Here is an 18,282-nt window from a genome sequence, read left to right as displayed (position 1 = left end):
GGTGGTGTTTATGAAAAGCATAAAATTGTCAAAAAGTGTATTATTGATTTCTTTATTATCAATTATTTTAATTGTGTCATGCGGTAAAAAAGAAGGAACTAGTGTAAGTATAAGTAATAATTCTGTTTATGTAAGTGATCCTAATAATATATATCATAAAACTTATACTAATGTTGTAAAGGTTCAGGGTAAATATGTTAATATGAACTCTGCTTTTTCTTACGGCAATAGAAAAGAAGGCGAATACAGTGAGGAGTATGATATATTTGAGGCTATACAAAATCATAGTTTAAAGAGAGTACAAGAATTAATAGAAGAAGGCGAAGATATAGATCAAACTTATTTTGGAGATACTTTATATAGTGAATTTATGAACGATAGTTATGCGGTAGATGGTGCTACTCCTTTAATATTTGCTATATTTTATAGAGATTTGGGTATAATGAAATATTTACTTGATAATGGTGCCGATCCTTATATTAAAGATGATGACGGTTGGAATACATTTTTATGGGCATGCGGTACTGGAAATGTTGATGTAATAAAAATGCTTGTACAGTCTAATCCTGATTTAGTTGATACTCAAAATATATATGATGCAAATGGACTTCATATGGCTGCTTTAAATAATAATGTTGAAGTATTTGAATATTTAGTTAAAGATTTGGGTATAGATATAAACAGTACAGATGAGGACGGTGATGGAGTTTTATATTATGCTGATGAAGATGAAGCAATAGAAAAGCTTAAGGAATTAGGTGCCGAATAATAAATAGAATAAAAATTATATTAATATAATAATAGCTTATAACTTACAGAAGAAGTTATAAGCTATTTTTTATAATTTTTTAATATATTAAAAAAATTATTCAATATAAATATTTTTGTTTCTTCCAGTTATATTTTCTGTTTTCAATAAATATACAGCACCGTCTTTTGTTTCGTCTTCAGCGGAAGTTATTAATATTTCATCTAAATTTATTCCCGCAAAACAACAAGATGTAATATTTTTTCTGTCAAAATTATATTCGTAAATTGAATCGAATGTTTTTGTATCAATGCATACAATTTTTCCTTCGCCGTATTGTGCTATCCATAATCTGTCTTTATTATCAATGGACATACCATCTGGAGAAATATTTTCTAATTTATAAACTGTTTTTGGATTTTTAAACTCCGAATTTACATAATCAAATTCTTGTACTGATTTTGTTAATGAATCTATGAAATAAACTTTATTGCCTTTAGAATGCCAAGCTATTCCATTAGAGATTCCAACATTTTTTAATATTTCCTTTTGAGTGCCGTTTTTGATTAGCAGTAACTTTCCGTCATATTCAGGTTCTTTTTCATGATAATTGTATAAATTATTCATTCTTCCTATAAATAATTCACCGTTTGGAGAAATACCTCCGTCATTGCATCTGAATCCGTCATTTTGAAAAGTTATATAGCTTTTTATTTTATTATATTTATTATCTAAAACATAAATTCCATCTTCAAAAGCAGCACAAAGTTGATTTTTATTATTTTTGAATATGAAGCTTATATATGTATCATATTCTTTATAATCAATAGTATTATTTTTAAAAGAAAATAAACGCTTTTTTAAAATATCAACCCAATAGTAAATATTATTTTGATTATCCCAAAAAGGAGATTCAGCTAATTCCATACCATTTGCTATTTCTTTAATCATAGTAAATCCAATTTTAATAAATTAGTTTCTATAAATGCTGGATAGAATTTCTTTCATTTTGTTCATAGCTAATGCTCTGTGACTCATAGAATTTTTTTCTTCTAAACTCATCTCAGCATAAGTAACATTATATCCGTCAGGCTGAAATATTGGATCATAACCGAAACCGTCAAAGCCTCTAGGAGATTCTATTATTTTTCCATTAACTCTGCCTTCCAATGCTATATAATAATTATCATCTAATACGCATACAGCAGAAGTAATAAAGTATGCACTTCTGTCATCTTTGTTTTTTAATTTATCTAAAATTAATTGCATTTTTTCTTTATAGCCTAAATTTTCTCCGCCGTATCTTGCAGAATATATTCCGGGTTCTCCATTTAAAGCATTAACACATATTCCTGAATCATCAGCTAAAGAGGGCAGTTTAGTATAGTTGTACACTGCTTTTGCTTTTATAAGTGAGTTTTCTATAAAAGTTGTACCATTTTCTATTATTTCTCCTATATCTGAAGGTATTGGTAATATTTCTTTTATTACTGTGCCTTTGAATATATTTTCTATTTCTTTTAATTTATGTTGATTTGAAGTTGCTATTACTAATTTATCAAGCATATTTAATTTTTCCTTTTGTTGTTTATAATTATTTTACTATTACTTTATTATTATTTTATTACATTGAAAAATAAATAAAAATCTTTGCTGTTTGGTATATAATATTCCATTACATTTCCTATTATAGTGTAACCATTCTTAGGTGCATAATTTTCTACAACATTATTAAATATTGTACTGTAATTTTCTATATTGCATTTAACTTTAAGAAATGTACCGCCTTTTATATGCCATTTTATCCAGCCATGAGGAGCTTCTGAATTTTCTTTTACTTCAACACCAGCCATATATTTACCCATTTCGCCCCAAGGAGCAAAAGTTTCATCTATATCATTCATTATTCCCCATATACCAGCAAGATTATTATTTTCATCAACCTTTACTAAGTTAATTATTTCTTTGACATTTTTATTAAAGTTCTGCCATAAAGGTAAAACCCACTCAGAATGATTTTCACTTTCTCCAACATCTACCTTTCCAATTACTTCAAAATCTTCTTTTTCAACTACTTCTATATTCATAATATTTTATAACTCCGATTTTATTTTTTTAAATTTTTTACTGCTTCAGCTATATTGTTCATAGCTTTTTCAACATAGTATTTTTGTGTAGCTAAATTAAAACGCATAAATCCTATTCCAGCATTTCCAAAAGCATCTCCGTCATCTAATGATAAATTGCATGAATCATAATAGAAATTTTTTAAATCTTCCTGACTCATATTAAATTCTTTCATCAAGTTTTTATTGTCAGCAAACATTAAATAAGAGCCTTCTAATGGAACAGCTTTTATATAATCTTTTAATATACTATTATCTATATAATCTTTAATATAATTATAATTGTCCCAAACATATTTTTTCATTTCATCAACCCAATAAGCACATTTTGAATAAGCTGTTTTACAAGCTGCTAATGAGAATGTTGAAACTGATACGCAAAATCTTTCCATTTGGAATTTATATGCTCTGTTTATTTCTTCATTTTGAATTATAACATTTGATACTTTTGCACCTGCTAAATTGAATGTTTTTGAAGGAGCATTCATTGAAATTATATGATTAGCGTATTTTTCTATAGATGCCAAAGGAGTATATTTTTTTGAAGGATCAACTATTATATCGCAGTGAATATCATCGCAAATAATTTTAACATTGTTTTCTATTAGAATATCAGCCAATTTTGATAATTCTTCTACAGAATAAAGTCTTCCAGTAGGGTTATGAGGGTTTCCTATCAAAGCAACTGTAAGATTTGGATTTTTTGCCTTTTTTGCTACATCTTCATAATCTATAGTATATCTGCAAGTTTTATCATCATATATTAAATTTGATTCTACTATTTGACAGCCTTGATTTTTTATTCCGGCAAACATAGGGTAGTAAGTAGGTGTTAAAACTAAAATACTTTCTCCAACTTTTGCCAAAGTAGATATTGCTATATTAAATCCTTGTACCAATCCTTGAGTAAAATTTAACCATTCTTTTTTTATATTCCAATTATATCTTTCTTTATGCCACTCTATAACAGAGTCATAATATCCGTCATAAGTGAAATATCCGAATATGCCATGATCTGCTGTTTTTTTTATTGATTCTATAATTTCAGGGGCAACTTTAAAATCCATATCAGCAACCCACATAGGTATTTGATCTTCTTTTAAAGGTTTTTCTCCGAATGCTTTAGTCCATTTTGTACTATTAGTTTTTCTTCTGTCTACTAATTCGTCAAAGTTTATCATTAAATATTCCTTTTATAAAAGTTATAATATTATAAAGATAGTATTTTATAATATTATAAGAAATAAATCTATTGTTAAATAAAATATTATTTATATCTAAATAATTATATTTTTTATATCTAGTGTACCAAAAAAAACAAGAAAAAATTTATAAACTTCAAAATGTTTAGTATATACTGAAAATTTTTAAGTTTGTCAACTGATGCACTTTATATAAATGTTGTCTACTTTTTTGCCGCACAAAAAAGTAGCAAAAAACGCAATTGTTAGAACTTTATATTTTAAGAATATGTATCAAATATGGTATAATACCCTGATTTTAGGTTAAAAATGCAGTTCTTTTGGTTCTTTTATACCAATAAAAGAACTGGGGTTCGGGGCAAAGCCCTGAAAATATTTTAAATTAAAAAAATTATTTTGACAAAATATAATTGTTTAGGTATATACTGAAAATTTTGAAGTTTGTCAACCGCGAGCTCTACCTCAACAAGCTCGGTACGCTTCGCAGGCACCTTCCCGCACTGTACTGTTTCATCTTATCAAATGCCCACTATATGCGACCGAAGGAAGTACTGTAAGTATGCGGTTGATTACTTATTATTGTACAATAATAAGTAATTTATATTACATATAAAACATATTTGATCAATATGAAATAATATTTTATATTATAAAAAATATTATTTACATTCATAAAAAATAAAAATTGACAAAATATATTTGTTTAGGTATATATTAATAACAAAAAAGGGACTTTATTAAAAAGCCCCTTATTATTTTATTAAATGATTATTAAGCTATTGCTTTATTCATTTTCTTTCTTGATATTATTTGTATTATAACTAATATTGCTATTACAGCTATTCCTATAATATCAGTATATAATTCCGGATATATAGAAAGAAGTCCTGCTATAATGAATAATATTCTTTCATAAGGTTTACATTTTCTAAATACATATCCTTCCAAACCAGCAGATACACCGAACATACCAATAAGTGAAGTTATAAGTATTGGTATAATTTGTGCAATTGTAGTATTAATCATAAGTATTTGAGGATTGAATATAAACATATAAGGAATAATGAATGCACCTATAGAAAGTTTAGTTGCTTCTATTCCAGTTTTTAAAGGATCTGATTTAGCGATAGCAGCACCAGCCATAGCAGCTAAAGCAACAGGAGGAGTAACATCGGCTATAATACCAAAGTAGAATACAAACATATGAGCAGAAAGAGGTTCATAACCTAAACCTATTATAGCACTGGCAGCTATTGTTGAAGTTATAAGGTAATTAGCTGTAGTTGGAACGCCCATACCTAATATTATAGAACTTATCATAGTTAAGAATAATAGTAATAAAGGTATTCCTCCGGATATAGATATTAAACCAGCACCTATTTTTAAACCTAAACCAGTTAAAGTAATAATACCTATTATGATACCAGCCATAGCACAGGCAATAGCTACACTGATTATATTTCTAGCTGCATTAACAAAAACATCTATTAAATCATTAAACCCAAAACTTATTTTTCTTTTCATTACTATATCAACTATAGAGTTAACTACAGCAACTAATCCGGCAGCTATTATACCCATTAAACCAGCATATATTGCAGTTTTACCAAGTACAAAGAAATATATTATAGTAGCAAGAGGAATAACTAAATAACCTTTCTTCATTAAAAGATCACCGATTTTTGGAAGTGAATCTTTTGATAAACCTTTAAGACCTGTTTTTTTAGCCTCTAAATGAACCATTATAAATATACCAGTGAAATAAAGTATAGCAGGTATTATTGCAGCTTTTGCTACATCTTTATAAGGTATTCCTAAACTTTCAGCCATTAAGAAGGAAGCAGCACCCATAATAGGAGGCATTAATTGTCCTCCAGTAGAAGCAGATGCCTCAACAGCTCCTGCAAACTCTGGTCTGTATCTTAAAGATTTCATCATAGGTATTGTAAAGCTTCCAGTACCAACAGTATTAGAAACAGAACTTCCTGATACAGTACCAAACATAGCACTTGTAAGTACTGCTACTTTAGCAGGGCCTCCGTCAAAACCTCCGGCTATAGCATTACATATATCTATAAAAAATTGACCTATTCCGGTTTTATCAAGCAATGCCCCAAAGAATATAAATAAAAATATAAATGTTGCTGAAGCACCAATAGGAGTACCCATTATACCTTCAGTATTATAAAATAAATGTGATACTATTCTTTGAATGGAATATCCTCTATGATTAAGAAATCCCGGTGCATAAGCTCCGAACAATGCATATACAATAAATACTATTGATATTATAAGTATAGGAAGTCCTACTATTCTTCTGCATGCTTCAAATACAAGAAGTATTCCTACTATACCAATAATAATATCAGTTCCTGTATATATTCCAGCACGTCTAACTAAAGAATCAAAATTAACTGTAATATATCCCCAAGAAGCAGCACCCACTATGCCTAAAATTACATCATACCAAGGAAGTTTGTCATTAGGCATATCTTTTTTCATAGGAAATAGTAAATATGCAAGAAGCATAACAAATGCTAAATGTGTAGCTCTTACAACTTGAGCTGTAATTGTTCCTGTAAGTATTGAATATAATTGAAATAAACAAAATAAAACAGATATTGCGATTATTAAATATTTTTTCCAGTCTTTATATCTTCTATATCTCGATTCGCTGTCATATTTGCTCATATAATCGTCAATTTCTTCAGCTGTAATCATATGTATATCATTCTTGTTTTTCATATTGCCACCTATATGTTATTCTTGATAAAAATGATTTAATATATTCAAATATAGATATTCTTTTATACTCTATTTTTACATTTGTTTGAGGTTTAAAAAAATTATCTAATTCGATTATTTTCTCATCTGTCATAATAGTATGATTAGCAGTAACTCCAATAAATAAATATAAATTTTCTATTATTCTATTCATATTATTGATTTCCATATAATCATCAATAATGACAAAATTTTCATTGTCTTCAGGTTCCGGAATTCCAGCACCATAAGAAACAAATCTAGTTTTCTCTAAAATTATATTATTGTCTTTATCTATAATATAATAATCTCGTACTTTACTTTTATTTACAGAATGATCATACGAAATTATAAATTTTTTATTTTTTATATTGAGTATCATATTAACTTTATTGTTTTTAACATTATTTAATACTAATCTTGGAAATAATGGTATAAATAATAAAGCAATAATAATTATAACAGTTGTAACTACGATAATCTTTTTCAGCATGTTATTGATTTCTTTATTAATTATATAAGCGTATTCATATTGTTTTTTGATTTTATTATATGAATACGCCTAATTTTTTATTTTTATTATTGTCCTATACTGTATCCTAATTCTTGATAATATTTTATAGCACCTGGGTGGAATGGTATAGATATTCCTTTAGGTGCATTATCAATATCTAATTCTTCACCTTTAGAATGTGCAATAGACAAGTCAGCTTTTTTATCGAATAATGTTTTCATTAAATTATAAACAACATCTTCTGGTATATTGTTATTAACAGCAATAGAAGCTTTTACTGCTATGGCTGCAGTGTCAGTTGTAACACCATTATATGTATTAGCTGGTATTGTAATTTCTATATAATATTTATATTTGTTAAGTAATTCATCTACTTGTATTTTATCTAATGATATTAAAACTATATCTTTTGATAAAGATAATTCCTGTAAAGCTGCATTAGGTATTCCAGCAACTATGAAACAAGCATCTAATGTGCCGTTTTGTAAACCGTCGCTTGATTCTTTAAATGAAAGATTTGCTTTGTTTATATCATTAAAAGATAAGCCGTAAGTTTCTAAAATTTGTTTAGCATTAAATTCAACACCGCTTCCAGCATCACCAACAGATACTCTTTTTCCTTTCATATCAGCTATTGATTTAATTCCGCTTTCTTTTGAAGCAGCTATTTGTACTATTTCAGGGTATAAAGTAAGCATTGCAGAAAAATTTGTTAGTACTTCATTAGCAAATATATCAGTACCATTATAAGCATAGTCCATAACATCATTTTGTACAAATGCTAAATCTGCTTCATGTCTGTTTAAAAGTCTTAAATTTTCAGCAGAAGCTCCAGTTGATTGTGCGGTAACATTCATTCCTTCTATATTGGCATTCCATATACTTGCTATACTTCCTCCGAATGAGTAATAAGTACCGCTTGTACCGCCAGTAGCAAAAACATAATTATAGTTGTTGCTTTTTTTACATCCAATTATCAGTAAAGAAACAGCAATAATCGATATAATTATCTTTCTCATAATAATACTCCTTTTATTTTTTAATAAAAACTATTATGTTTATATTGATAATACACTTTATAGAATTAAAAGTCAATATTACTGTTTATAATATAGTATAAAGTTAGAATATTATAATTTTTTCTTATTATGATATTGACATTATTTTTAATTTATGATATATATTACTTGTTAGTAATTAATACTATTAAAAAGGAGAGTAATAATTATGCCTAGTTTTGCAAATCCATTTAACGCAAATGTAAATAGAAAAGTAACTAAAGAAGAATTAATACAAGCTATAAGATTAGATATTGCCGGAGAATTAGAAGCTATATATTTATACGATGCTCATGTTATGGCTACTGATGATCCTGTGGCAAAAGCAGTATTATCTGATATAAGAGATGAAGAAAAAGCACATGTTGGGGAGCTTATGGCTTTACTTAGACATTTAGACCCTAAAGAAGCAGAACATTTTGAGTCCGGACAATTAGAAGTTAAAGAGATGATGGAGGAACTTGGAATAAAAGAACCTAATTTATCAGGTCTTACGGTTGGAAGTTTGAAAAAAGACTGATAAAGCAATAATAAAATATTAAAGGAGGAATATATGGATTATTTAGCTAGAGAAAGTTCGCCTTTTGAAGAAAGTTTTTGGCAGAATATAGATAAAGTTGTTGTTGAGACAGCAAGCAGAACACTTATAGGAAGAAGATTCTTATCTATTTATGGGCCTTTGGGTGCTGGGGCTATAAGCGTTCAATATGATAAAAGCGACAGAGAGGAAGTTTTTGAAGATGGTTTCGTAAAGACTTCAGGAAGAAAATCTGTTGAGCTTCCTCAAATTTATCAAGATTTTACATTATTATGGAGAGATTTAGAAAACAATATTTCTAATAAATTGCCTTTAGATTTATCTATTGTATCTCAGGCAGCTCAGACATTGGCTAATAAAGAAGATAATTTAATATTCAATGGAAATGATTTTCTTGAATTAAAAGGCATACTCAATGCTGAAGGAGTACAAAAGTTAAAAATCTCTGATTGGGGACAAGGCGAGAATCCTTATACTGATATAGTAAAAGCTATAAATATGATTAGAGAGAAGGGTATTGTTGGAAGATTTGTACTATGTTTAAGCCAGTCATTATATTTTGATTTACAGAGAATACAGCAAGGCACTGGAATGACAGAGGCACAAAGAATATCCAGTATGATTGGAAATCTTTATAATGTACCTGTTATACAAGGAAAGAAAGCAGCATTGATTTGTTCAGAGCCTCAATATATGGATTTGGCTGTTGGAATAGATATGTCTACTGCATATTTAGAACAAAAAGATTTAAATCATAGCTTTAGAATAATGGAAACTATTATACCTAGAATAAAAGATTCTAATGCAATAGTGGTTTTAGAATAATTTTATAATAATTTCATAATAATAACTCTTTAAAAAATTATAAACCTGCAGGTTATACAAAATCTGCAGGTTTTTTATTTATATTTTATTATTCTTTCTATTATTATTCCTATTAATACAGTTGTTAATCCCAATATAATGAAGAATATCCAAGTATTCATTCTAAAATAAAAATATTCAAAGTATCTTATATACATATTTAGAATAATAAAAAATATTGAGTATTTTACTATAGAATATTTTTTTAATTTGCAGCCTATTATTAGAGTTATGATATTTGATAATAAGAATAATATGCTATATATAATAACATACGGATTTCCATACTCTTTAAGAATTATTGCATAATTATAATTACCAAATGATGACATAAATGCCAATATAATATTCAAATATAATAATCCTATAGTATAGTAAATAGAAGAAAATCTAAAATATTTTGAGCCTAATTTTTTATTGATGTCAGTTATTCCTATTAAAAATATTAATATACTAATAGAAATAAATCTTATATAATTATTAATTTGTAAATCCAGTTCAGCTATTTCAAAGCCTTCAAATCCATACCAAGTAATTATTGATATTATTGCTATAGATAATACAGCATAATTTCTCTTTATATATGCTATTATGAAAAATATTATTATACTTATTAAAGAAAGAATTATAAAATTCTCTCTACTATTTGTTATTATATAAGAAATAGTAAATATATCCGCAGATAAAAATATTGATGAAATGGCTATTATAGCAGAAGAAGTTTTTGGTAAATATATTTCTTTTCTTTTTAAAATTTCATCTATTATAAAGCCTGATAAGAAAAATACAGTAAATAAAAATGCTATAAAATATAGAGAAAAAATATAAAAACTGAAAAAAGATATAAAGCCAATAGATACCATGGCAATGCCTGTTATCATTATAGCTTTTATTATTGGCTGCCAATTTATATAATCATCTCTATACATTTTTGACAGAGTTTCAAATTGTTCATTGGTGATAAGATTATCTTTATTCCACTTTTTTAATTCTTTTAATAAAAATCTGTTTTTACTGCTCATAATATTTGATTATTAATAATTTTTGAATATTTCTTTTCTTATGTATTTTACATTGTCTAATGTGTATCTAGTATAATCATTATTGCCGTCTGGTGATTTCATTGTTCTTAATAATCTAATATACTTAATAAAATTTTTGAAATTATCTTTTAAATTTTCAGGAACAATTTTTTTTATATCTTCTTCTATATCACTATTAAAATTTTCGTTATTTTCCAACATTATCATATCGCATAATTCATTCTTTTTATTTAAGAAACTTTCTAAATCATTATTTTCTAAATATGAAATAAGCTCGTCTAATTTATTTGCCATTAATTTTAAATTTTGTTCACTCATAATATACCCCGATTTTTTATAATTATAATTATACTTTAATATTATAATAAAATAATTGCAATACTACATGGTTATAAAATATTTAAGTAAAATATATTTACAAATAAGGTGTTTTTTTGATTTTTTAAGCTATATTATGTGTTATATGTAGCGTTATATCTATAGTTTTTTATATTGTTAGTAAACTAATTGTAAATTTAATGTAAATATTATTGACAAAATTGATATTTGTACTATACTTATAATTGTAAAGATAATTTACGGTAGCTGATAGAAAAAAGGAGATAAACTATGACTAAAAAATTATTTATTTTGATAATAACTTTAATTTCTGCTTCAAGTCTTTTTGCTGATTGGATAGTTCCTGTTTCATCATTACCTCAAAAATCAAGAAATTTCATAGCTCAGATATATCCTGATGCACAGATATGGGAAATAGAAAGAGATGATGGAAAATTTGAAGTGAAATTATCAAATGGAGTTCAAATAGATTTTTTACAGAATGGACAATGGAGTAGTATAGATGGAGAATATACTGCAGTTCCTTTCAATGCTTTACCTGAAAATGTGGCAAATACAATAAGAAATGTATATCCTCAAACTATGATAATAGATGTAGAAAAAGAGTGGGGCAATTATAAAGTAAAATTAAATAATTTCATGGAATTATTTATATCATCTCATGGACAATTAATGGGACAGAAATATGATGATTAATGGTTTTGATTGGGCAATTATTTTATGAGAAATACTAAATAAAAAAAGAGAGAGCTATTTTTTAGTTCTCTCTTCTTTTTTTATTAATGAAAATTATTATTAAATTTTTTAATAAAGTTTATAAATAATAATATTATTTATTGTCAGGCTTTAATGAAGCTTTTAAATTTGATAAAAATTCTTCTTCGTCCATAGACATTTCTTCAGGCAAATTCTTACTCATTTCCTCCAAAAATACTGAAGGTGTGCATTCAACCTTTCTTCCCATTTTTGTTCTGCTTCTGCAGTATGTTAAAGTTAAATGTTTTTTAGCCCTAGTCATAGCTACATAACAAAGTCTTCTTTCTTCTTCAAGTCCATTTTCATCTAAACTTTTTTGATGAGGCATTATACCATCTTCCATACCGCATATATAAACATAAGGGAATTCTAATCCTTTTGCAGCATGTATACTCATAAGCATTATACCTTTCTTTTTATCCTCATCATCATTTTGTTCTTCTATGCTCATAAGTAATATTCTATCTAAATAATTTTTTAATGTAGCATTCTTATTTGATTTTTCATATTCAAGTATGCCGTTCATAAGAGATTCAACGTTCTCCATTTTTTTGGCACCTTGTTCTTTTGTATCGCTTGAATTTAATACTTCATTATGATATGCAATAACATCTAAAAACTTATTTATATTCTCATAGAGTTTAGGACGTTCTAAATCATTTTTATCAACCGTAAATAAATTATGATAATGTTCTATAACCTCAAGAAAATCTTTTATACCAGCTTTGGCCTTTGGAGAAATTTCATCTATACTTTCATAGTTAAGCAAAGTTTGATATAAAGATACTCCGTTTTTTATACTTGTTTCATTTAAATTGTTTATGGCAACTGCTCCGATTCCTCTTTTAGGTATATTTATAACTCTAAGCAAAGAAACTTCATCTTCAGGATTAACGAATAAATTTAAATAAGCTAGTATATCTTTAATTTCCTTTCTTTCATAAAACTGAAAAGCACCTACTACAGTATAAGGCAAACCTCTAAGTCTGAAAGCTTCTTCAAAGAGTCTTGATTGAGCATTCATTCTAAAAAGTACTGCAAAATCTTCATAATTTAATCTTTTGCTTATAGAATAATTTATTATAGAGTCAGCTACAAATTGAGCTTCTTCTCTTTCATCTTCGCAAGGCATTATAACAGGAGGTATTCCTTCTTCTCCTTCGGCAACAACTTGTTTATTTTTCCTTTGTGTATTATTACTTATTACAGAATGAGCAGCTTCAAGTATAGCTTTTGTACTTCTGTAATTTTTTGTAAGAGTTACTATTTTAGCATCTGGATATTCATTTTCAAATGATAATATATTTGATACATCGGCACCTCTAAATGCATATATACTTTGGTCGTCATCTCCTACAACGGCGATATTTCTGTATTTTGAAGCAAGCAAACTTGTTAATTTATACTGAGCAAAATTTGTATCTTGATATTCGTCTACCATTATATATCTGAATCTTTCCTGATATTTTTCAAGAACATCTGGAAATTCTATATATAAATCTATTGTAAGATTGATAAGGTCATTAAAATCAACTGCATTATATCCTTTTAAATAATGCTGATAAACTTCATATACTCTTTTGGCTATTTTTTCTAAATCGTCATGAGGTTCTACTTCATAAGGCTTCATCAAGTTATTTTTAAATCTGTCTATATACCAAGCAAATAAATTTTCATCATAATTTAGAGTATTGATTTTTATTTCTCTTAAAATATTTCTTATTAAAGTACGGCTGTCTGATGAAGAATATATACTAAAATTATTTTTATATCCTAATTTGTCAATATCTCCTTTCAATACTCTTACACAGAAAGAGTGGAAAGTACTTACTACTAATTGTTTTGGTTTTTCTTTTAATAGTTTTGTTATACGTTCACGCATTTCAGCAGCAGCTTTATTTGTAAAAGTAACGGCTAATATCTGACTAGGTAGAATGCCATGTTTTATTAAATATGCAATTCTCTCTGTTATTACTCTAGTTTTTCCAGAACCTGCACCAGCCAATGCAAGTAATGGGCCGTTTATATGTTCTACTGCCTGTCTTTGTTCTTCATTTAACATTAATGCCATAGTTTAAATACCTCTCATTTTGAAGAGTTATTATATATCATATTAAAATAATGTAAAATTTTTAATATTGAAATTTATTTATTAGCTTATACACTTAAATAAGCATTATTTATATAGGTATATTATTATTTTTTATAAAATTATTATATATAGTAAAAATAATGTATTAAAAATCAAAATAGATTTGCAAAAATATTTGAAAATGATACTATAATAAATACTACTTATCAAAAGCAAATGTATGAGGATATAAAATGAATATAGAAAATATCAATGATATAAGAAAAAAAGTAAAAACTGTAAAAATCGGCGATGTATTAATAGGAGGAAATAATCCTATAAGTATTCAATCTATGACAAATACTGATACTAGAAATGTAAAAGATACAGTTAATCAGATAAAATCTCTTGAAGATGCTGGTGTTGATATAGTAAGGCTTGCAGTTTTAGACATTGATGCGGCAAAAGCTATTAAAGAAATAAAAAAACAAACTAGAGTTCCTTTGATTGCTGATATACATTTTGATCATCGTTTAGCTTTAGAGAGTATGGAAAGCGGAATTGATTCTTTAAGACTTAATCCCGGTAATATAAAAGATAAAGAAAAGGTAAAAGAAGTTATAAAAGAAGCTAAAAATAGAAATCTTACTATACGTGTTGGAGTAAATGGCGGAAGTTTGGACAGAAGTATATATAAAGAAGTAACTCCAGAAAACATGGTTAAAAGTGCTGCTGAACATATAAAATTAATGGAAGATTTAGATTTTACTAATATAAAAGTTTCTTTAAAATCTTCTGACATAAAAACTACAATAGATGCTAATATATTATTTAGAGAAAAATTTAACTATCCTATACATTTAGGTGTAACAGAAGCTGGAACTTTAAGAAGCTCCCTTATAAAAAGTACAAGTGCTTTATCATATTTAATAATGCAAGGAATAGGGGATACTATAAGATATTCTATAACAGGCGATCCAGTTGAAGAAGTTATGGCAGGAAAAATGCTTCTTAAATTTTTAGGTATAAGAAATGAACCTTCTATAGAAATAATATCATGTCCTACTTGCGGAAGATGTCAGGTTAATGTTGAAGAAGTAGCCAGCTTTATAGAAAAACATGTTCAGAATATAAAGAAGAATATTACAATAGCTATTATGGGGTGTGTTGTTAATGGCCCAGGTGAGGCAAGGCATGCTGATTTTGGTGTTGCTGGTACTGCTGACGGTAATTTTATATTCTTTGAAAAGACCAATGAACCTATAAAAGTTTCTAGGGATAATATTATTGATTTCCTTACAAAAAGAATAGAAGAATTTTAATATTTACAGTAAATATATTATATCAAAATCTATTTGGCATTTATTCAAGTTTAAAAAGTATTTTATATGCCCGCCCTTTAGGCTTATTAATTTATTTTGCATTTTGATTTTTTATTTCTTTAAAATCTAATAACAAATAAAAACTCCCGCCCTAAATTTATTTAAATTTCCTGCGTTTCTTTACGCACGTTGAACAAAGCTATATTATTAAGTTAATCAATAATTCTAATTTTTATTATAAGGGAATAATATTTTTACCGTGCGTTGAATAAATTTTTTAACTTAATACAAACTTGGGTGGGTGTACTTTTAAGTTAAGATGTTGAAGAAAAACAAAATATTAATTTGTATTGTGTCTGTGAAGAATAAAGGGCGGGGATTAGAAAAAATCAAAAAAGAAATACTTTATTATTTTTTGTAATTTAAAAAACGATTTAATTCCTTGTGTATGAGAGAGAATGAAAACAGTAATAAAAAGTACTAAAACAGACTGCTTTTTTAAACGCTTGAACTCCTTCTAATTGGAGGGAATATAAAAGTTCTGTATTGTACTAACAATTGCAAACGCTTCAAATCCTATTATTTGAGGGATAATAAAAACGTAATAATGGTACAAGAATGGACTTATTTTTTAAACGCTTCAAATCCTTATTTTTGGAAGGGGAAGAATTGCCAAATAATAAATTAATGCTGATTTTATGAAGTTAAAAAATATTTTTATTTTAGAGTAAGTATTTATAATTTAAGTTTATAAAAATCTAAAATTCTTATTGATTTTAATTTAAAATATTGTATAGTATAATAAATTTATAAATACATTTAAATTTAAATTTAAATGTTTAAATACATTTAAAAAACAATATATTTAATATAGTATTTTATATGAAAATATCAATATAATGAAATAAACATGAAAATGTTTAGAATAAAAAAAATCAAAAAAAGGAGTTTTACTATGAGTAAAAAAATTTCAACAATCTTTTTAAGCCTATTTTTAATAGGTATTTTATCAGTAAGCTGTTCCAATGCTGACAAAACAGGAGCAGGAGAAACTACAAAAGGCATAGAGCAGTATAACGGTAATACTTATGTATCAGAATCTGCTATAATGGATTCTACATATTTATGGGTGTCAATAGAGAATGGTAAAGTTGCTATTACAGGAGCTGATAACACATCAGAACCTTCTTATCAAGGATATATGGATGTAACAGGTTCAGGTACTGCTTATTCTTTTGATCCTAAGGACGATACTGTGGCTGGTGATTTAAAATTTACTTCTAACGGTTCTTCTGTAACAGTTACATTTACAAAAAGTAACCCTGCACCTGAAGTAGTAGGAAAACCTTTTGTATGTAATATAAAAAAATAATCAATCATATTAAAAATTAAATGGCTTTGCTTTAAGTTTTTTGAGTGAAGCCTTTATTTTTTTTAATATAAAAAACTCAAAAATTATGACAGTTTTTGTCGCATTGATAGTGCATGATTAAGCTATAAAAAAATTAATGAGCAAATAAATATTAAAATGTTTAGAATAAAAAAATAAAAAAGGAGTTATAATTATGAACAAAAAATTATTAACAATCTTCTTAAGCCTATTTTTAGTAGGTATTTTATCAGTAAGCTGTTCTAATAAGGACAAAACAGCACCAGATACAGGTACCCCAAGTACCCCAAAAACTATAGATCCAAAATATTCTGGTATATGGTCGTCATCAGTTAATCCCGATGCTGTAGAAATAGATATAAACGGTAATATATACGAATATAAAAATTCGTCACGTGGAACAAAAGGTGAAATCATAGAAGCTAATGGTCCTACTTATAAAGTAAAAATTTATAATGACGAAGTTACGATAAAATTTACAGATGAAAATAATGCAACTGTAACTACTAAGGACGGAGAAGCTCCATATACTAAAACATCAAAAGGCATACAACAAATCAACGGTAATAGTTATGTATCAGAATCTGCTATAATGGGTTCTCTATATCTATGGGTATCAGTTAAAGACTCCAAAGTTGGTATGAGTGGCGGTAATGACCAAACATCAGAACCTCAATATCAAGGATATTTCTCTGTAACAGGTTCTGGTACTGATTATAGTTTTTCTACTGACTATTATGGACAACCAAATGCAATTGAAGGTACTTTAAAATTTGCTTCTGATGGTTCTACTGTTACAGTTAATTATAGCAAAAATCCTGCAATGTCTAGTATTGAAGGTAAAAATATAGTTTGTAATATAAAAAAATAATAATCAATCATATTTTCATTTAAATGGCTTTGCTTGAAATTTTCAGGTAAAGCCTTTATTTTTGCAAAAAATCAAAAAATTAAAAATTATGACAAATTCTGTCGCAGTCATATTTTATAATTAAATCATAATTAAAATTTAAAGGAGGCTTTTTATGGCTCAAAATTTTTACTGTGAATATTGCGGTGCTAAATATTCTTCAATTGCTTCATTAACTAATGGGTATTGTCTAAAGCACCCGAACGGTCCAAACAAGGGCAAGCATAAACTTTATGAAGGCGGTGAAAAGTCAGAATATTTTTGCAAGTATTGCGGGGCTAAAAATAAATCTTTGCAGTCATTAGTAAACGGTTATTGTCTCAAGCATCCTAATGGTCCTAATAAAGGAAAGCATTCGCCTGCTTTATAATTCGCACGGTGACTAAAACTAAAAAATAAAATTAGATGCTGTTTTATTTTTATTAATAGTTAAAAATAAAATTAATCGTGCGTTGAATAAGTTTTAAACTTAATAAATACTTGGGCGGGTGCTTTATTTTCTAATTTAATTAAAAAAAGAAATTGAAGTTAATATTTAAAAATCGGCAATATATATTAAAGGGTGGGGTATGTAATAAAAGTTTTAAAATTTAATTACATTTGCCCGCCCTTTATATTTATAAATTTAATTTTGTATT

18 protein-coding genes are annotated in these 18,282 nt (G+C 27.0%); 8 read left to right on the top strand and 10 right to left on the bottom strand.

Features of this window, described 5'->3' with window-relative positions; genetic code table 11:
• Positions 1-10 precede the first annotated feature (10 nt).
• The gene (locus R4K56_RS01570; RefSeq protein WP_335771755.1) at positions 11-769 is read left to right on the top strand and encodes an ankyrin repeat domain-containing protein; all 759 of its coding nucleotides are present in this window, start codon (positions 11-13) and stop codon (positions 767-769) included.
• Between the two features lie 96 nt (positions 770-865).
• Here the strand turns inward: R4K56_RS01570 and R4K56_RS01565 are convergent, their stop codons facing one another.
• The 7 genes from R4K56_RS01565 to R4K56_RS01535 all read right to left on the bottom strand — a co-directional run bounded on the left by R4K56_RS01565 (position 866) and on the right by R4K56_RS01535 (position 8,372).
• A complete protein-coding gene (locus R4K56_RS01565) occupies positions 866-1,699 on the bottom strand; it encodes an SMP-30/gluconolactonase/LRE family protein (protein WP_335771754.1) in 834 nt (277 codons plus the stop codon).
• A gap of 21 nt (positions 1,700-1,720) precedes the next feature.
• Positions 1,721-2,314: an RdgB/HAM1 family non-canonical purine NTP pyrophosphatase gene (gene rdgB, locus R4K56_RS01560; RefSeq protein WP_335771753.1), complete on the bottom strand. Its 594-nt coding sequence runs from the start codon at positions 2,312-2,314 to the stop codon at positions 1,721-1,723.
• Between the two features lie 50 nt (positions 2,315-2,364).
• Complete coding sequence (locus R4K56_RS01555; RefSeq protein ID WP_335758787.1) at positions 2,365-2,835, bottom strand: GyrI-like domain-containing protein; 471 nt, start codon at positions 2,833-2,835, stop codon at positions 2,365-2,367.
• Between the two features lie 20 nt (positions 2,836-2,855).
• Complete coding sequence (locus R4K56_RS01550; protein ID WP_335771752.1) at positions 2,856-4,055, bottom strand: MalY/PatB family protein; 1,200 nt, start codon at positions 4,053-4,055, stop codon at positions 2,856-2,858.
• 792 nt (positions 4,056-4,847) lie between these two features.
• Positions 4,848-6,821, bottom strand: a complete 1,974-nt coding sequence (locus tag R4K56_RS01545) for a TRAP transporter permease (RefSeq protein WP_335758293.1) — start codon at positions 6,819-6,821, stop codon at positions 4,848-4,850.
• A complete protein-coding gene (locus tag R4K56_RS01540) occupies positions 6,805-7,332 on the bottom strand; it encodes a DUF1850 domain-containing protein (protein WP_335758294.1) in 528 nt (175 codons plus the stop codon). The genes R4K56_RS01545 and R4K56_RS01540 overlap by 17 nt, the downstream gene beginning before the upstream one ends.
• Positions 7,333-7,418: 86 nt before the next feature.
• Complete coding sequence (locus tag R4K56_RS01535; RefSeq protein WP_335758295.1) at positions 7,419-8,372, bottom strand: TAXI family TRAP transporter solute-binding subunit; 954 nt, start codon at positions 8,370-8,372, stop codon at positions 7,419-7,421.
• Positions 8,373-8,580: 208 nt separating this feature from the next.
• On the opposite strand from R4K56_RS01535, the gene R4K56_RS01530 reads away from it, so the two are divergent.
• Positions 8,581-8,931 carry a demethoxyubiquinone hydroxylase family protein gene (locus R4K56_RS01530; RefSeq protein ID WP_297298758.1) on the top strand — a complete coding sequence of 117 codons (351 nt, stop codon included), beginning with the start codon at positions 8,581-8,583 and terminating at the stop codon, positions 8,929-8,931.
• A 33-nt stretch (positions 8,932-8,964) separates the two neighbouring features.
• Positions 8,965-9,774, top strand: a complete 810-nt coding sequence (locus R4K56_RS01525; protein ID WP_335760333.1) for a family 1 encapsulin nanocompartment shell protein — start codon at positions 8,965-8,967, stop codon at positions 9,772-9,774.
• 74 nt (positions 9,775-9,848) lie between these two features.
• On the opposite strand, the gene R4K56_RS01520 is transcribed toward R4K56_RS01525, so the two are convergent.
• Both R4K56_RS01520 and R4K56_RS01515 read right to left on the bottom strand, forming a co-directional pair.
• Positions 9,849-10,835 carry a DUF2157 domain-containing protein gene (locus R4K56_RS01520; protein WP_335769617.1) on the bottom strand — a complete coding sequence of 329 codons (987 nt, stop codon included), beginning with the start codon at positions 10,833-10,835 and terminating at the stop codon, positions 9,849-9,851.
• Between the two features lie 12 nt (positions 10,836-10,847).
• Positions 10,848-11,174, bottom strand: a complete 327-nt coding sequence (locus tag R4K56_RS01515; RefSeq protein ID WP_335771751.1) for a hypothetical protein — start codon at positions 11,172-11,174, stop codon at positions 10,848-10,850.
• A 291-nt stretch (positions 11,175-11,465) separates the two neighbouring features.
• Between R4K56_RS01515 and R4K56_RS01510 the strand changes: the two genes are divergently transcribed.
• Entirely contained in the window at positions 11,466-11,891 is a 426-nt protein-coding gene (locus R4K56_RS01510; protein WP_335758299.1) for a PepSY-like domain-containing protein, read from the top strand.
• Between the two features lie 133 nt (positions 11,892-12,024).
• Here the strand turns inward: R4K56_RS01510 and R4K56_RS01505 are convergent, their stop codons facing one another.
• The gene (locus R4K56_RS01505) at positions 12,025-14,022 is read right to left on the bottom strand and encodes an ATP-dependent helicase (RefSeq protein ID WP_335758300.1); all 1,998 of its coding nucleotides are present in this window, start codon (positions 14,020-14,022) and stop codon (positions 12,025-12,027) included.
• A gap of 254 nt (positions 14,023-14,276) precedes the next feature.
• Between R4K56_RS01505 and ispG the strand changes: the two genes are divergently transcribed.
• The 4 genes from ispG (at position 14,277) to R4K56_RS01485 (ending at position 18,014) form a co-directional block, all read left to right on the top strand.
• The gene (ispG, locus tag R4K56_RS01500) at positions 14,277-15,344 is read left to right on the top strand and encodes a flavodoxin-dependent (E)-4-hydroxy-3-methylbut-2-enyl-diphosphate synthase (protein WP_335758302.1); all 1,068 of its coding nucleotides are present in this window, start codon (positions 14,277-14,279) and stop codon (positions 15,342-15,344) included.
• A gap of 955 nt (positions 15,345-16,299) precedes the next feature.
• Positions 16,300-16,716, top strand: coding sequence for a hypothetical protein (locus R4K56_RS01495; RefSeq protein WP_335771750.1), 417 nt, complete (start codon positions 16,300-16,302; stop codon positions 16,714-16,716).
• Between the two features lie 193 nt (positions 16,717-16,909).
• Positions 16,910-17,605, top strand: coding sequence for a hypothetical protein (locus R4K56_RS01490; RefSeq protein WP_335771749.1), 696 nt, complete (start codon positions 16,910-16,912; stop codon positions 17,603-17,605).
• Positions 17,606-17,759: 154 nt separating this feature from the next.
• On the top strand, positions 17,760-18,014 hold the full coding sequence (locus R4K56_RS01485) for a hypothetical protein (protein ID WP_297299885.1): 255 nt from the start codon (positions 17,760-17,762) through the stop codon (positions 18,012-18,014).
• Positions 18,015-18,282 lie beyond the last annotated feature (268 nt).

The organism is Brachyspira pulli (genome assembly GCF_036997785.1).
GTDB lineage: Bacteria > Spirochaetota > Brachyspiria > Brachyspirales > Brachyspiraceae > Brachyspira > Brachyspira pulli.
This window is presented reverse-complemented; position numbering and strand designations above follow the sequence as displayed.

What these genes read in the sequence shown, in the direction of transcription:
- R4K56_RS01570 (WP_335771755.1), top strand. Translation starts at nt 11, where the DNA reads ATGAAAAGCATAAAATTGTCAAAAAGTGTATTATTGATTTCTTTATTA.
- R4K56_RS01515 (WP_335771751.1), bottom strand. Translation starts at nt 11,174, where the DNA reads ATGAGTGAACAAAATTTAAAATTAATGGCAAATAAATTAGACGAGCTT.
- R4K56_RS01545 (WP_335758293.1), bottom strand. Translation starts at nt 6,821, where the DNA reads ATGAAAAACAAGAATGATATACATATGATTACAGCTGAAGAAATTGAC.
- R4K56_RS01520 (WP_335769617.1), bottom strand. Translation starts at nt 10,835, where the DNA reads ATGAGCAGTAAAAACAGATTTTTATTAAAAGAATTAAAAAAGTGGAAT.
- R4K56_RS01485 (WP_297299885.1), top strand. Translation starts at nt 17,760, where the DNA reads ATGGCTCAAAATTTTTACTGTGAATATTGCGGTGCTAAATATTCTTCA.
- R4K56_RS01495 (WP_335771750.1), top strand. Translation starts at nt 16,300, where the DNA reads ATGAGTAAAAAAATTTCAACAATCTTTTTAAGCCTATTTTTAATAGGT.
- R4K56_RS01535 (WP_335758295.1), bottom strand. Translation starts at nt 8,372, where the DNA reads ATGAGAAAGATAATTATATCGATTATTGCTGTTTCTTTACTGATAATT.
- rdgB (WP_335771753.1), bottom strand. Translation starts at nt 2,314, where the DNA reads ATGCTTGATAAATTAGTAATAGCAACTTCAAATCAACATAAATTAAAA.
- R4K56_RS01550 (WP_335771752.1), bottom strand. Translation starts at nt 4,055, where the DNA reads ATGATAAACTTTGACGAATTAGTAGACAGAAGAAAAACTAATAGTACA.
- R4K56_RS01540 (WP_335758294.1), bottom strand. Translation starts at nt 7,332, where the DNA reads ATGCTGAAAAAGATTATCGTAGTTACAACTGTTATAATTATTATTGCT.
- R4K56_RS01510 (WP_335758299.1), top strand. Translation starts at nt 11,466, where the DNA reads ATGACTAAAAAATTATTTATTTTGATAATAACTTTAATTTCTGCTTCA.
- R4K56_RS01555 (WP_335758787.1), bottom strand. Translation starts at nt 2,835, where the DNA reads ATGAATATAGAAGTAGTTGAAAAAGAAGATTTTGAAGTAATTGGAAAG.
- R4K56_RS01530 (WP_297298758.1), top strand. Translation starts at nt 8,581, where the DNA reads ATGCCTAGTTTTGCAAATCCATTTAACGCAAATGTAAATAGAAAAGTA.
- ispG (WP_335758302.1), top strand. Translation starts at nt 14,277, where the DNA reads ATGAATATAGAAAATATCAATGATATAAGAAAAAAAGTAAAAACTGTA.
- R4K56_RS01525 (WP_335760333.1), top strand. Translation starts at nt 8,965, where the DNA reads ATGGATTATTTAGCTAGAGAAAGTTCGCCTTTTGAAGAAAGTTTTTGG.
- R4K56_RS01565 (WP_335771754.1), bottom strand. Translation starts at nt 1,699, where the DNA reads ATGATTAAAGAAATAGCAAATGGTATGGAATTAGCTGAATCTCCTTTT.
- R4K56_RS01490 (WP_335771749.1), top strand. Translation starts at nt 16,910, where the DNA reads ATGAACAAAAAATTATTAACAATCTTCTTAAGCCTATTTTTAGTAGGT.
- R4K56_RS01505 (WP_335758300.1), bottom strand. Translation starts at nt 14,022, where the DNA reads ATGGCATTAATGTTAAATGAAGAACAAAGACAGGCAGTAGAACATATA.